Annotated in this window: 15 protein-coding genes and 1 tRNA gene; 10 read left to right on the top strand and 6 right to left on the bottom strand. The window is 39.0% G+C overall.

Annotation, left to right across the window (positions count from 1 at the left end; genetic code table 11):
- Nucleotides 1–34 precede the first annotated feature (34 nt).
- Nucleotides 35–268 carry a heterocyst-inhibiting protein PatX gene (patX, locus tag FD725_RS14830; RefSeq protein WP_179048823.1) on the top strand — a complete coding sequence of 78 codons (234 nt, stop codon included), beginning with the start codon at nt 35–37 and terminating at the stop codon, nt 266–268.
- Between the two features lie 298 nt (nt 269–566).
- On the opposite strand, the gene FD725_RS14825 is transcribed toward patX, so the two are convergent.
- Nucleotides 567–1,451, bottom strand: a complete 885-nt coding sequence (locus FD725_RS14825) for a ferritin-like domain-containing protein (protein ID WP_179048822.1) — start codon at nt 1,449–1,451, stop codon at nt 567–569.
- Between the two features lie 752 nt (nt 1,452–2,203).
- On the opposite strand from FD725_RS14825, the gene FD725_RS14820 reads away from it, so the two are divergent.
- A complete protein-coding gene (locus tag FD725_RS14820) occupies nt 2,204–3,724 on the top strand; it encodes a reverse transcriptase domain-containing protein (protein ID WP_179048821.1) in 1,521 nt (506 codons plus the stop codon).
- Here the strand turns inward: FD725_RS14820 and FD725_RS14815 are convergent.
- The 4 genes from FD725_RS14815 to FD725_RS14800 all read right to left on the bottom strand — a co-directional run bounded on the left by FD725_RS14815 (nt 3,702) and on the right by FD725_RS14800 (nt 5,814).
- Nucleotides 3,702–4,766 carry a macro domain-containing protein gene (locus FD725_RS14815; protein ID WP_179048820.1) on the bottom strand — a complete coding sequence of 355 codons (1,065 nt, stop codon included), beginning with the start codon at nt 4,764–4,766 and terminating at the stop codon, nt 3,702–3,704. The genes FD725_RS14820 and FD725_RS14815 overlap by 23 nt on opposite strands.
- Before the next feature lie 66 nt (nt 4,767–4,832).
- On the bottom strand, nt 4,833–5,456 hold the full coding sequence (locus tag FD725_RS14810) for a DUF4433 domain-containing protein (protein ID WP_179048819.1): 624 nt from the start codon (nt 5,454–5,456) through the stop codon (nt 4,833–4,835).
- A gap of 44 nt (nt 5,457–5,500) precedes the next feature.
- Nucleotides 5,501–5,713 carry a restriction endonuclease subunit S gene (locus FD725_RS33130; protein ID WP_179051551.1) on the bottom strand — a complete coding sequence of 71 codons (213 nt, stop codon included), beginning with the start codon at nt 5,711–5,713 and terminating at the stop codon, nt 5,501–5,503.
- Nucleotides 5,714–5,742: 29 nt separating this feature from the next.
- Nucleotides 5,743–5,814, bottom strand: a tRNA-Thr gene (locus FD725_RS14800).
- 413 nt (nt 5,815–6,227) lie between these two features.
- Here FD725_RS14800 and argF point away from each other — a divergent pair.
- The 7 genes from argF to FD725_RS14765 all read left to right on the top strand — a co-directional run bounded on the left by argF (nt 6,228) and on the right by FD725_RS14765 (nt 13,272).
- On the top strand, nt 6,228–7,148 hold the full coding sequence (gene argF / locus FD725_RS14795; protein WP_179048818.1) for an ornithine carbamoyltransferase: 921 nt from the start codon (nt 6,228–6,230) through the stop codon (nt 7,146–7,148).
- Between the two features lie 146 nt (nt 7,149–7,294).
- Nucleotides 7,295–7,900: a transcriptional repressor LexA gene (lexA, locus tag FD725_RS14790; RefSeq protein WP_179048817.1), complete on the top strand. Its 606-nt coding sequence runs from the start codon at nt 7,295–7,297 to the stop codon at nt 7,898–7,900.
- 118 nt (nt 7,901–8,018) lie between these two features.
- Complete coding sequence (locus FD725_RS14785; protein WP_179048816.1) at nt 8,019–9,497, top strand: DNA phosphorothioation system restriction enzyme; 1,479 nt, start codon at nt 8,019–8,021, stop codon at nt 9,495–9,497.
- 243 nt (nt 9,498–9,740) lie between these two features.
- Nucleotides 9,741–9,914, top strand: coding sequence for a hypothetical protein (locus tag FD725_RS14780; protein ID WP_179048815.1), 174 nt, complete (start codon nt 9,741–9,743; stop codon nt 9,912–9,914).
- Entirely contained in the window at nt 9,911–11,983 is a 2,073-nt protein-coding gene (locus tag FD725_RS14775) for an AAA family ATPase (protein WP_179048814.1), read from the top strand. The genes FD725_RS14780 and FD725_RS14775 overlap by 4 nt, the downstream gene beginning before the upstream one ends.
- A 366-nt stretch (nt 11,984–12,349) precedes the next feature.
- Entirely contained in the window at nt 12,350–12,757 is a 408-nt protein-coding gene (locus FD725_RS14770; RefSeq protein ID WP_179048813.1) for a hypothetical protein, read from the top strand.
- Nucleotides 12,758–13,032: 275 nt separating this feature from the next.
- Nucleotides 13,033–13,272: a hypothetical protein gene (locus FD725_RS14765; RefSeq protein ID WP_179048812.1), complete on the top strand. Its 240-nt coding sequence runs from the start codon at nt 13,033–13,035 to the stop codon at nt 13,270–13,272.
- Nucleotides 13,273–13,278: 6 nt separating this feature from the next.
- Here the strand turns inward: FD725_RS14765 and FD725_RS14760 are convergent, their stop codons facing one another.
- Nucleotides 13,279–14,124: a GAF domain-containing protein gene (locus FD725_RS14760; RefSeq protein ID WP_179048811.1), complete on the bottom strand. Its 846-nt coding sequence runs from the start codon at nt 14,122–14,124 to the stop codon at nt 13,279–13,281.
- Nucleotides 14,125–14,441: 317 nt separating this feature from the next.
- On the opposite strand from FD725_RS14760, the gene FD725_RS14755 reads away from it, so the two are divergent.
- Entirely contained in the window at nt 14,442–14,744 is a 303-nt protein-coding gene (locus FD725_RS14755) for a TIGR02450 family Trp-rich protein (RefSeq protein ID WP_179048810.1), read from the top strand.
- The last annotated feature ends 129 nt before the right edge of the window (nt 14,745–14,873 follow it).

The following is a 14,873-nucleotide window of genomic DNA, read 5'->3' as shown; positions in this document are numbered from 1 at the left end:
AGCAGTAGATAAGAGAGTTCAGAAAGAGACTTCTATGATGCGTGCTGCTATTCCAGTTTTAATTTCGAGTCTGGTATTTGGTTCCCTAATTTCTGATGGCCTGGGAATGGCTAATCGCAATCTCACAATTTCTGCTTTGAGTTCACAAAATATGCTTTCACTCAAATCTAAACCCAAACGTAATGAACCAGAAGAGGCTACACCCCATCGTGGTACTGGGCGTAGAAGTCTCATGGAATCTTTCAGCAATGCTCATGTAATTGCTTAAAAATCAAGGTTTCATACCTCCTGTCATCCTTACCACAACAAATACAAAAGCCATTCAACTCTTTTAATAGCTTCGTCTAAACCCAGATTTTCAAATAGTGACTGCAACACTTTTGAACAATCCAAATGTCGTTTTGGTGTAATTAATTAGCCTGAATCAACAGCATTACCAATATTGACTCCGTTAACAGGGTGTCATTCAGGTTTAAAGTATTTCTAACAGTCGGAAAATTATTCACAAAGAACGAGATCCCCAAGTTTTAAAAACGTTGGGGATCTAAATCCTTTGACTAGTGGGACTAGTTTTTATTTTCCTGCTTCTTCACGCCATTAAAAAACATTGGCACGAACTTATCAAAAAATGCTTGTGGGTCACGTTGCCAAGCTCTTTGTGCAGCCTGAATTCTGGTAGACTGCAATTGAGGTGCTAGGAGAGTTTGTGGTAAACGTTCCATGAAATATTGAGGACGTTCCCATACTGGCATAGTGTTTACTACTTCTAGCAGGTTAGCAACTCGTCGCAGTTCTGCACCCAAAGTAATATCCATTCCCGATTCAAAAGCAGCTTGTTCAATGGCTGCATACTTGCGCTTGGCTTGCTCGACTTTTTGGCGATGTTCGGGACTTTTGTCTGCCATTTGTGCTAACCAGCGATTCCCCCAACGCACGTGTCCGGCTTCTTCTGGGAGAATTTTTGCAATAGTTTCGCGGATTTTGATATTTTCTGCTGTTTGGGGTGCTTGTTTGAGGGCATAAATGTGGGCAGAGAAATACTCACAACCCCGTTTTTCGGTGACGTTAATTGCTGCTAAGGCGGCGATTAAACCTGATTCTAAGTTGTCTTGAGAACTGTATGAGTCTTGGTCTAGCAGTCTTTCAAATTCATCGATATAGGAATTACCAGGGGGTGTACCTACATTGGCTCCCAAGTCCACTAATAAATCAGTCAACCACATGGCATGGCGTGCTTCATCAGCAATGTGATGTGATAAATCTTTAATTAGTTCTGGGGGTTTGCCATTTAGGCGTTCAATTAAGTCAGTCAGGTCTTTACAACTGCGCTGCTCACTATAACGATAGCGGTTCAGGGTGATGAAGTGGATTTCGCGATCGCGTACCACCTGTTTGAGAACATCCCTTGCACTCAATGTATTTTGAAATTTCCGTGGATAAACAACTGTCATATAAGAATCCGATTTGATTATTGAAATTACTTGCGTAGGTAGGCAATAGGCAATCAACTTCTTGCACGAATGCAACACTTGCCCTCATCTCCCAACTCCTTCTCACAATTGTGGGAGAAGGTGGGTAAATTTACCAGTCCCTTTCCCAGAATTGGGAGAACAGGATGGTTTCAGACAATCAGAGAAAAAACTAGATCGAGTTGATTAGACAAAGCACGTTGTAACTTGGAGGTTGTCCCAATCTCCTTCAATGTACTACCTACCCATACTTATAAGTTGTTGAATGATAGGCAGTTCTACATGAATATACTCAGGAGTTTGTTGGGGCATAAATTATTCTGACAAGTCTTGTGAAACAATTTTAACAAAAATACTTTATGTATTTTACGGTTATAATACTTAATTTGTGTTTTTTTGGTATAGAAAATTCTAGTTATAAGCAATTAGTGAGTAGCTGATGATATGCTGTCTAATAATGCGAGGTTAGGTCTTTGAACCTGCCGTAAGATGGCTACAAGCCTCTTATCCCAAGCGGGTAGCTGTTCCAAGCTATGCTAACTTATAGCAATGGAATACACATAAGAAGCCCACCTTGACAGGAGTTTCTTTATACCTATTAGAAATAATAGGTAATGGTTATACTCTACACCATAGTAGAGGAGACAGGTTGATAAAGTGCCTTGCGTTCCCTGTCCGTCTTAGCAGTAGGCACTTTTAAATAATTCAATAATTACTAAATAGAAAAAATAAATATGTCCAAATCGTTGGACGATATACTCAGTGAGTACTTTCAGCCTGAGAAGCTAAAGGCTGCCTTTGAAGCTTATGAACGACAAAAAACTGATTTCTTACAGCAGGGTGAGCCAAAAGTTCAGATGGGGGTAGATGGTATTTCTTACCAAACCTTCAAGAAGGAGCTTGATTTACGGTGTCAACTTCTATCAAATAGATTGTTGAAAGGTACATATCAGTTTTATACCTTTCGGCAAATAGAAAAAAACAAGCCATCTGGTGGAAAGCGAATTTTATCGATTGCTACGATACGTGATGTTATCGTTCAAAAAGTCTTGTATGATGCTATTTATCATGAGATAGAAAAAGATTTTCAAGTAACACCTATACTAGATAAAGTTTCTTGTGCCTATAGAAAGGGAAAATCTGCACCCTATGCAGCAAGCTTGATTCATCATTATATTAAACAAGGTTTTATATTTGCCTTAGATGCTGATATAGTCAAATTCTTTGATAGGTTGTCTCACGAATATCTGTTTAGAATTATCGAGAGTAAATTTGGTCAAGATACTCTAACTAGTAAATTATTAAAACGGTTTATTAAAGCTGGCGGACTTCCATATAAGAATCAAGATGGTCAAATCTACGGATACCGTTTTTTTCATCTTCACAAGCCTATTCTAAATAATCAAAGAATTATTAGAACTCAGGGTATTCCTCAAGGTGGCGTACTTTCAGGTATGCTTGCAAATCTATATTTACATGAATTTGATTGTTGGGTTATCAATGATTTATCGAAAAAATATCCTTTGAGATACGTCCGCTATGCAGATGATTTTATAATACTTTTAAAACAAAAGGAATTTATTCCTTTAGTACATCAAGAAGTAGCTCAAAAGCTACAAGATATAAAGCTGGAATTACATCCGGATGAAAGTAAAACTAAGTATGTTGATATAACTCAAGATTTTCTAGAATTTGTTGGTTTTCAATTTACTCTTGACCATATCAAAGTTAAGCCAGCAAACATTTTAAGGTATCATGAAAGGATTATAAAAAAAATTAATAAAGAGCCTTCTTATAAAACAGGAGAAATCCCTAAGCGTAGATTTAGATTTTTTATTAAATATGTAATTAATAGAAAAGTAACTGGACGTGGTGAGCGAATATGTGATGTATGCGGTGGTGTGCTGGGAGAAAGAGTAAAAAGTTGGATGGGATTTTTTGCGGTTATTACCGACATCCAACAAATACGTGAATTGGATAAATTGATTCGTAAAGAAGTCAGCCAACACTTTTATAAAAAATATAAACTTCGTCTAAAAAAATCGGACTTTAAAAAGGCAGGACTAATTAGTCTGGAGCAAGAGTATTACAGACTTCGTAAACGAAAAAGTTGTTCATGTGAAAAATCTAATTGTTCCTCAAACCAAATAGATGGCAGTAACGCCGTACACGATAGAGACGTAAGGCAAACTCTATGTTGTAAATTTATTTGGAACTTTGTTGAAAAAATGTTCAAGAAGTTATTTGCTCTTTGATGTTGAGCCAGCCTTGCTCATACAAACGCTGCCAAGCTTTGCGAATATGTTCAGGCTTAAATAGTTTGCGCTTACGATCGCTCCATTGATGCACCAGAGCGATCGCCTGCTCACTATCTTGTGCTGGCTTAGGTTCTTTAGTTCCAACCCAGTGAACTGTGGCTAGCAGTTCCATACCGTAAGGCGTTTCAAAGCCATATATGAGGTTGCCAACTCGCTCTAAACGCTCCTGGGCATCTATTTCTGTTTCTAAAAAAGCTTCTGCTGCTTCTCTACCTTCTGACAATACATAAATTTCAGCACTGTCGGCTTTGCTAGTTCCGTCACCATAACCGCGAATGAAATGCCCTTCGAGACGTTTCAGCGCATGATTGAGATCGTTAGCATAGGGGCCATATTTATGTTTTACATAAGGCAGCTTTAAAGTTTCTCCAGCTTCTTGCAGGAAATAGGCAAGTTTTTGAATTTCTAACTTAGTTAACTCATAACCTGGAATTCCGTACAGTTCCAGCAAGTGAATAAATAAAGCACGAGCGCGGGTCATTTTCGGCTTCTCGGTAGCAACAGGCATTTTTTCAGCTGCTGGTGCGCCTGTGGGTTCAAAGATAATTACCTGAACATTTGGCAGTTGAGCAAAAGCTGATTCTATTAAGGGCTTCACTTCAACCCAATCTAAACCACCGTTTCCGCATCCTAAAGGTGGAATAGCAATTGAGCTAATACCTAATTGCTGCACTTCTCTAACTAAAGCCGCCACTCCACTTTTTATGTCTTCTATTTTTGACTTACCCTTCCAATGCCGCTTAGTGGGGAAGTTAATTATGTACCTGGGATTAAATAAGCTTCCTGTTACTACAGTAAACATCTGCCCTGGCTGGACTTCATTAGCTTTACAAGCTTTCTCATAGTGGCGGAAGTTTTCTGGATAAGCTTGCTTAAATTGCAAGGCAATACCTTTACCCATGACACCGACACAATTAACGGTGTTTACTAGGGCTTCGGCTTTTTCTTCTAATAGGTTGCCTTGCTTAAACTCAATCATCTCCCAACACTGCCTATAACGTACAAATGTACTACTTAACTTTGTATTGTACTACTTCATCCTTATTTAGTAGTACCAACTAGGGTTAATCTTAACAGGAGTTTGGACACTAAAATTTTGTAGTATGTTTCTAACCTGTTGTTCTATGGTTCTATCTATCACACCAATTTCCTGAATCAGTGTCCAATCACAGAATTGATGCACTAAGAACTCAGCTTGCCTACGGCGTGTTCTATCATTATCTTCCTCATTATTTGCCCAATAAGTTGCTTTCATGATGTTCCAATCAATTTTAAATAAATCATCTAGGTTATCGTAAAATTCTGATAAAGCCACGACAGCAGCATGACCATCAGTAAACACAAAATCTAATTTATTACTTTCTATAATTTCTGCTTGAGAAACTAAGTAAATTACTTTATTTTGCCCATCTTTATACTTTTGTACCTGTCCTTTAGAAATTGCATATAGCATGGGAGAACGTGGAGCAAAATAAAAAGGTATATAATCTTGCAAACATCCACCAACACTACAAGGAACACGGATTATGCGTCTTCTATCTTGGATGTGTCCATGAGCAATATCAACATAATCAGTTTTTTTTAGCCTACTATTTGCAACCAATCCACCTGATTTTAGAATTGATGGCAAGTTATCAATGTGCGTGATGTGATAAATCGGTGTAGGCATAGATGAATTTTGTTATCAAGAGTAGTAAATACTTTAGATTCAGATTATTTAATGCTCTTAACTCTCACTTTGCCAGTTAATAAGTCTTGCATTATTCCTTGTTTTTGGAGTTTAAGTTTGTTAAGGTAAGTTTCTTCTGTGCGGATGCGAGTATAGTGAGAATCCAAAATGGAAGCAATCTTATCTTGTTGTTCTCTGCGTGACGGAAGTGCTACTTTGATTTTTCTAAGATTCTCCCGCCTTGTGAAATGAAACAGCCCTGCACATTTAGGGGGTTTTCAATTAAAGCCAGCAGCTGGATTTGAACCTGCGACCTTCCGATTACAAGTCGGATGCACTACCACTGTGCTATGCTGGCGATAGGAGTGTAACGTTTAACACGCCACCGATTTTCTATTATATCATAAGAAATTTATTTGTCTACCCTTGAGCTTTAAAACCTTGGTTTTAGAGAAAAGTTGCAAAAACATACATTTGCTCAGGGTGGAGTGTAGAGGAGTGGGGTTTTATTTTTGTTTCGGTTCTAACAATATGATGGAATCAAGAAAAATTTGTGATTTTAATCACTGCTAAAGTTGATAGATTAATATCAATAGCAAAAACTCTTTCACATCCCAGACTTGACGAAAAAACATTTATGACTATGGACTATGGACTATTGACCACCCTCAGAAGGGTTTATTGGTTGAGTGCGTAAATCCAATGTATTTTTTTTGACTTAGCTGGGTAAAGAAACAGTGCATTGATAGTTGTTCTTTATAGATCACAAGCATGGCAGCATTGTTCGGACGAGATTTGTTAAGTTTGGCAGACTTAACTCCTACGGAACTTCGAGAACTTCTGCAATTGGCTACCCAATTGAAATCACAACAGTTGAAGTTGCAGTGTAACAAAGTACTGGGTTTGTTATTTTCTAAAGCCTCAACTCGTACACGAGTCAGTTTTACCGTGGCGATGTATCAACTTGGTGGACAGGTAATTGATCTTAACCCGAATGTTACTCAAGTTAGTCGAGGGGAACCGGTACAAGATACAGCACGAGTATTAGATCGATATCTGGATATTTTGGCAATTCGCACTTTTGCCCAACAGGAGTTAGAAACTTTTGCTCATTATGCCAAGATTCCTGTGATTAATGCTCTGACTGATTTGGAACATCCTTGTCAGATATTAGCTGATTTATTAACTGTCCAAGAATGCTTTGGGACTCTTGCCGGGTTAACTTTAACTTATGTGGGTGATGGCAATAATGTGGCTAATTCTCTCATGCTGGGCTGTGCTTTAGCGGGGATGAATGTGCGAATTGCCACTCCTAGTGGATATGAACCAGATCCTCAAGTTGTGGCACAAGCACAAGCAATAGCTGATGGTAAAACTGAAGTTCTGTTAACTCATGACCCAGAATTAGCAGCTAAGGGGGCATCTGTACTTTACACTGATGTTTGGGCGAGTATGGGTCAAGAAGCGGAAGCTGATAATCGTTTTCCTATTTTCCAAGCCTACCAAATTTCTGAGCAGTTATTGAGCTTTGCTGAGGTAAATGCGATTGTTTTACACTGCTTACCTGCCCATCGTGGGGAAGAAATTACGGAAGAAGTTATCGAAGGTTCGCAATCACGAGTTTGGCAACAAGCAGAAAATCGGATGCACGCTCAAAAAGCTCTGCTAGCTAGTATCTTAGGCGCACAATGAAAAGTCAAAAATAATAAAGTCGCAAGGTAAAAGAAAAGATGTCTTGAACTCTTTTACCTGGCGATTTTGATTTTTTATCTTGTTATTAGAGATTTTTTGTAGTACTAATGTTCTAGGGACTTTTATATTTACCTCCCTAATATTTTATGGAACGTCTAACAGAAGCGCAACAAGAACTTTATGAATGGCTGGCAGAATATATTCGCGTCTATCAGCATTCTCCTTCTATTCGGCAAATGATGCAAGCGATGGATTTAAAATCACCTGCACCAATTCAAAGTCGCTTAGAACATTTACGAACAAAAGGTTACATTGAGTGGACTGAGGGTAAAGCTCGAACCATCCGGATTTTACACCCAATTAAACAAGGTGTGCCAATTTTAGGAACGATCGCCGCCGGTGGTTTAATTGAGCCTTTTACTGATGCTGTCGATCATATTGACTTTTCTAACTTAGCGTTACCAGCTCAAACCTATGCTTTGCGGGTAACAGGCGACAGCATGATTGAAGATTTAATTACGGATGGGGATTTAGTATTTCTCTTGCCAGTTCCCGAACCGGCTCAATTAAAAAACGGTACGATTGTTGCCGCCAGAGTTGATGGTTATGGTACTACATTAAAACGTTTTTATCGCAGTGGCGATCGCGTCACTCTCAAACCTGCCAATCCCAAATACAATCCCATTGAAGTTTCTGCTATCCAGGTACAGGTGCAGGGTTCTCTTGTCGGTGTTTGGCGTGGTTATGCGTGAGTGGGGAGTGGGAGTAGGGAGTTGCCCGAAATCCTTGTAGAGACGTTGCACTGCAACGTCTCTACACTCATTTTCCCAAGATGTCTAATGCTTCTAACCAATTCCCTATCTGCAATTTATGTACCTAAAACTAGATCCAGTGCAGCACTTCCCTGATTTCCGGCTCAAGTTGCCATTTGTCAGGGAAGATAGAGGGAGTTATCAAACTCAGCCGCTACCGGGATGTCCGAGAATGCCGTCATCTCTGCAATTGCGCCAGTATCAACAACAAGCAATGACTAACTGGTTTGCGAATAATGGTAGAGGAACGCTGAAAATGGCGACTGGTAGCGGTAAGACTTGGACTGCATTGGCGATCGCTTGTGAATTATACCAGCAGATTAACTTACAAGTGCTATTGGTGGTGTGTCCTTACCGTCATCTGGTTACTCAATGGGCGCGAGAATGTGAAAAATTTCATTTACAGCCCATCTTAGCCTTTGAGAATTTACGCACTTGGCAAAGTCAACTTTCTACCCAACTTTACAATTTGCGTTCTGGTTCTCAAAATTTTGTCACAGTAATTACTACCAACTCCACATTAATTGGTGATGGGTTGCAATCCCAACTCAAGTATTTTCCTGCCAAAACTTTCATTGTTGGTGATGAAGCGCATAATTTAGGCGCACCCAAATTGGAAGAGAGTTTACCGCGTCGCGTGGGGTTACGCTTGGCTTTATCTGCTACACCAGAAAGATATTTTGATGATGCCGGGACGCAATCTTTATTTGATTATTTTGGCCCTGTATTACAGCCAGAGTTTACTTTAAAAAATGCTATTGCTCAAGGTGCTTTGGTACATTATTTATATTATCCAATTCTTGTAGAATTGACAGAGATAGAGAGTATTGCTTATTTAAAATTGACGAAAAAAATCGGGCGATCGCTATTATATCGAGAACGGGAAGATGGCAAATCAACAAACTTTGAAGATCACGAAGATTTAAAACCATTACTAATGCAACGTGCCAGATTAATTGGTGCGGCTGCCAATAAACTCCGGGCTTTACACGATTTAATGATCACGCGCCGTGAAACTAGCCACACACTATTTTATTGTAGTGATGGTTCTCTGGAGATGGGGCAACGTTCATCGCTACATCAACTCAAAGCCGTCGCCAAAATTTTGGGAGGGGAATTAGGGTATAAAGTTAGTACCTATACAGCCCAAACTTCTCTCCAAGAAAGGGAGATTTTGCGTCACCAATTTGAAAATGGCGAATTACAAGGTTTAGTGGCAATTCGTTGTTTGGATGAAGGGGTGGATATTCCCGCAATTAAGACAGCAGTAATTTTATCTAGTTCTGGCAATCCGCGTCAATTTATCCAGCGAAGAGGACGAGTTTTACGTCCTCACCCAACTAAAGAAAGAGCAACTATTTACGACATGATTGTGTTACCACCAGATTTGGATCGGGAAACAATAGAAGTTGAACGCAATCTATTAAGAAAAGAATTACGGCGCTTTGTTGAGTTTGCTGATTTGGCTGATAATGCTGGGGAGGCAAGAATGAAATTACTGGCTTTACAAAAGCGGTATGGGTTGTTAGATGTTTAGGAAGAAGAGGGGATTGGGGATTGGGGATTGGGGATTGGGGATAGGTGACAGGTGACAGGTGACAGGTGATAGGGGATTGGGGATATACTATTAAATCAAGGTTTTAACCCGCGTAGGCGGGTTTTGCTTGTGTAGCTGCGACTTCTCGTCGCCTGATGCAATTAATTCGTAATTCGTAAGATTACAGATGTAATAGTAGTCAGAAATACCGTTAAAATAGGAAAAAGCTACCTTACCAGCAAGATGTCACCAGACCAAAATATTGATGATGTTCAGGAGCCAATTACTAGCGCACCGCTGGAAGTCAGGCAAATTATTGAGCGAGTATGGCATCTGGAGAAAAACAGGCTAGATAAAAAAAGTAATAGCCCCATCAATGATGATATTTTGGAGATTGTGAAGGAAGCAGTACGATGAAATTGACTGCTATTAAATTGTGTAATTTTCGCTCTTTTTATGGTAGAACACCGGAGATAGCGATCGCTGGCGGTGATGTACTCAACACTACCGTGATTCATGGTAATAATGGAGCGGGGAAGACTAGTTTACTCAATGCTTTTACCTGGGCATTATATGAGAAATTCAGTGCAGCATTTGCCTCCACAGAACAAATAGTCAATAAACGAGCGATCGCTGAAGCTACACCCGGACAAGCTGTAGAATGTTGGGTAGAAATCAACTGGGAACACGAAGGTAAACGCTACAACCTAAAACGCCAATGTCGGGGTTATAAAAATAAAACCGATTTTGCTGTGGGTAAGACAGAATTACTCATGCAAGTAGCCGGAGATGATGGTAGATGGTATTTTCCTCTCCAACAACCAGAAGAAATTATTGGACAAATTCTTCCCCTCAGTTTACATCAATACTTTTTCTTTGATGGTGAGCGAATCGAAGAAATCGTTCGTTCTGATAAAAAAGCCGAAATTGCGGAAGCAACCAAAATATTTTTAGGCGTAGAAGTCATCAACCGTTCTATTAAACACTTAACAGAAGCCAAGAAAAGCCTAGAAAATGAACTAAAAACTATTGGAGATTCAGAAATTAAACAGCTGTTGCGAGAACAAGACAAACTAGAACAAGAGAACTCCAGAATTAATACTAGACAAACAGAAATTAAACAAGAATTAGAATATCAACAGACTTTTAAAAAAGAAACAAGTAATCGTTTACAAGAACTGAGCGCAGCTAAAGAACTACAACAAAGACGACAAGAACTAGAAAATCAGAAAACTGCCAATCAAGAAAGTCTACGACAAACTAGAGAAGCGCTGAAAAAAATTATTTCCTCCCGTGGTTATACCGTATTACTGCCAGATACTACAACCCAATTTCGCACAATTCTGCATAACTTAAAGCAACAAGGTGAATTAACTACGGGAATTTCACGGGAATTTATTCATGAATTATTAAATTCTCAACGCTGTATTTGTGGTGCAAAATTAAATACGGGTAGCCATGCCCATACAAACGTCAGTCTTTGGTTAAATACAGCAGGTTCCTCAGTTGTTGAAGAAACAGCAATTCGCATGAGCGCACAAGTAGATGAAATTGACAAACAAGCAATGGTATTTTGGGAAGAAGTAGACAGAGAACAAGCGAGAATTAACCAATTACGTCAAAACATATCACAAATAGAAACCGAATTAGATAGTATTCAAGAACGCTTACGCAAAGATGCCAATGAAGAAATTAGTAGTTTGCAAAAACGCCTAGATGAAATTGAAAGTAAAATTGATGAATTAAATAGGGAGCAAGGTGCAAATCAGCAACAAATTCTCCATCTCAAGACTGATATCGATACTCTATGTAAGCAGATAGCTAAACAAAAACTCAATGAGGAAAAGCAAATCCTAGCACAAAGAAGAATTAATACCACACAAGATGCTATTGAAAGATTAACAGAAGTGAGAAATCGTCAAGAAAAACAGTTCCGCTTGCAATTAGAAAAACGATTACAAGAAATATTTAGTACCATTGCTTTTGCCCCATATATACCTAAAATTAGTGATAAATACGAACTCACTCTAGTAGAAAACACATCAGGTATAGAAGCACCAGTTGCCGCCTCCACCGGAGAAAATCAAATTCTGAGTTTGTCATTCATTGCCAGTATTATTGATAAAGTCCGAGAATGGAGTGAAAAACGCAAAATTTTAACTGTACCCGATAGCAGTACTTTCCCCATTGTGATGGATTCACCATTTGGTAGTTTAGATGAAACCTATCGCCGTCACATAGCTCAGACATTACCCCAATTAGCTAATCAGTTAATAGTTTTAGTTACAAAAACTCAATGGCGGGGTGAGGTGGAAGTAGAAATGAGCGATAGAATTGGTAGAGAATACGTACTTACTTATTACTCTTCTAAGCCAGATTGCGAACAAGATTTTATTGAATTAGGTGGAGAAATGTATTCTTTAGTCAAGCAAAGCCCAAATGAGTTTGAGTATACTGAGGTGATTGAGGTTGAACGCGATTGGTAATTGCTCTGTATTCAAAAGCACTTTGTCATAGTCAGGCAATAGGCTACATATCAAACTATTCTCGGTAATTGGTCTAGATATATCTAAGAGGACGTTTGAAAAGTCTGTTTCTTTGTCATGTTGAATGCAGCGTAGCGGAATGAAACATCTCGGTATATGCCACAAAACCTAGATTCTTCCTGACGCTCTGCTCCAGTCAGAATGACATTTCTATACCTACTGAAACTTTTCAAACACCCTCTAAAGACAGAAAAAAAGAGAGATATTCACCGATTTAACCACTACTCAGGATAGTTGATTGATAATTCTAAAAAGCATAATCTAGTTCTCGAAGTTTTAACAGATTTTTTAACGAGGACAACGTTTATGACTAATGAACCAATTAATAAAGCGATCGATTCATCGGAAAGAGTAGAAGTAGATACATACGATAGAAAAATTGTCCCTGCGGAAACTGCCGCACGCAAAGCTAGAGAAGGAGATTCATACAAAACACTGCCTACAGAACAAAGAGGTATAGATGCGTCTACAGATGACCAAACAGACGCAGACAGCATTCGCACCACAGATGGTTATACAGTAGATAAAGAAGGTTTATTAAATAACTACGCTGTTGAACCAGAAATGTATTATGAAGTGCCTGGTGATGCTAGAGAAGAAGCAGACGAAGAGACAGCCGCACGAGTTCAAGAGTTAGGCGAAGTTAATGAAGATAAAGAAGGCGAATTAACACAAGAGCGCGATACTCGCGGTAGAGGCCCAGGAATTATCTAGACCACACCCTAGTTTGTTCCTAAATAAAAGAGCAAACTAGGGATTTAAATCACATTAAATTAACATAAATTTGACAGACTTGTTACTGTCTGCACAAAGTTTAAAATATTCAGTAAGAATCAGAAAATAATGATAGCGGTGGTGTGGTAATATCATAAAATTTGAAATGTGTATTTTATTCAACTATTCCACTCTTATTACATTAGTCTAGTCAAGTTAGACCAGCATAAATCAATTAATACACACAATATACTGTATATATCAGTAGTAGAAAGATGAGAAGTTTACGGCAGAGTGATTTAACAGCTGAAGAACGCCAGTCTATTCTTCTGAAAGTATCCAAAGATTATATGTCCGGCAAAATGAGCCGAACTCAGCTACAAGAAGCTGAACGTAAGTATGGTACAGATTATGGTTCTGTAACCTTGAGTTTAGCTAGCCAGCATCATCTGCTACCAAGGTTATGGCGATTTTTAATCTCTCCCTTGCGTTCAGATCGGCGGAAAATTAAGTAGTATGTCTTAAATAATCACCGCCGGCTGGACTTGGTATGTACGTGCTAAGAGAATTGGCGTAGATAAACGATTAGCGATCGCTATTAATAAATCCTGAACTGCTGTAGAATCAAAAGCTGTCACATTATTACTGTACAGACATAAAACACCTAAACTATCCTTAGCATCCCCAATGATAGGTATAGTAATCAAGGTTCTATACGATAAGCGGCGACGGCTACGACTATCTGCAAAGAAAACATAATCGTCACTATCCGCTTGCCAAGCGCCATTTTTCTTGAACAAGTGGACAATGCGCCGATTCTTGTCTAAAAAAGTATGTGCAGCTACTCCTCGTTTTTTATGGGGATCATTGCCAATATAAAAACGTGCTTTTTCTTTACTCTCATTTGGTGACTCTAATTGACACCAAGTATGCAGAAAGTCAGGATCACTGGGATCAGGAGCATAAATCGCAATACCGCAGCCATCTAGAGGTTGTAGCAGATCAAGGGTTCCACTAATAAATTCCTCAAATAGCCGCTTGAGGGACTCGTTAATATCTGGATTGACAGAAAGCTTGGGAAGTAACCTGAGTAAGGATTCATCAAGCTTATTCAGCTTGATAGCAATTTGGTGAGCTTCATAATAGTGCCTTAGACTAACCAGAAGCGGGCAAAGAGTTATTAATAAAACCAAAGTTACCACCCACAGCTTTAGGGAAAGTGGCTTTTCCAGCACGGGTAGCACTTTAACAAAAACCGCATCTGCTCTGTTTCCGACAATACCACTAACAGCAATAATCAGTAATGATCCAAAAAAACTAATAGCTAATTTTACCCAATCCGGAATTTTCGGTAAGTTCAACGCCATAGTTGCTTGTTAGCCTTGGCCAATGAGGCAATTACCCTGCTCGTTAATATGAAGATTATGTTAACAAGATCAGTCTATTTCTTGCATAATCTTACTGAATACCTATTTCAACTGGACTACTCACTACTAACCGCCAAGCATACTTTAATTTTGCTTGATTTTGAGTATATCCACCACTCTATCATTGAATTAGAACTGATGCAGCATATTAATTCACTTTTGCCAATGAGTAGTTTTAGGAAGTGAGGGAGTGAGGGAGTGCTGAGTGCTGAGTAGTGACCAATGACTATTGACTATTGACCAATGACTATTGACCAATGACTAAAAAACCAAAATTTCCCTATCTCGTCGGTTCCAAGTGGACAGCCACAAAAAAAATAGACGGCTGGCGACACTTTCAGGTGGTGAATCGCAAAAATCAGGGTAAGTGGGTTTATGCGGAGATGGTTGCGGCTTGTGATCCGCAAGTGCGCTTTTGGATTAATGCTAAGTTATTACAAGATGGTTTTCAGTGGCAAGCTGGCTGGCAATCTTTACAGGAAATTGCAGCGACTGAGGCTGATTTAGCTCTTTCTCTGGAATCACCCAGTCACCAAGCTGAATATTTAGAAAATTTATAATTTTTTACAAAATTATGTTTTCTATCTACCCATCTTACAGGTAGGCAAGTTTAGAGACAGGTGCAAGGGGAGATAATTTACCTGTGATCCCCGATTTTTTGTCTTTGGCTAGGAATAATTTGCTGCTCT

The sequence above is a fragment of the Nostoc sp. TCL26-01 genome (assembly GCF_013393945.1).
Taxonomy (GTDB): domain Bacteria; phylum Cyanobacteriota; class Cyanobacteriia; order Cyanobacteriales; family Nostocaceae; genus Trichormus.
This window is presented reverse-complemented; position numbering and strand designations above follow the sequence as displayed.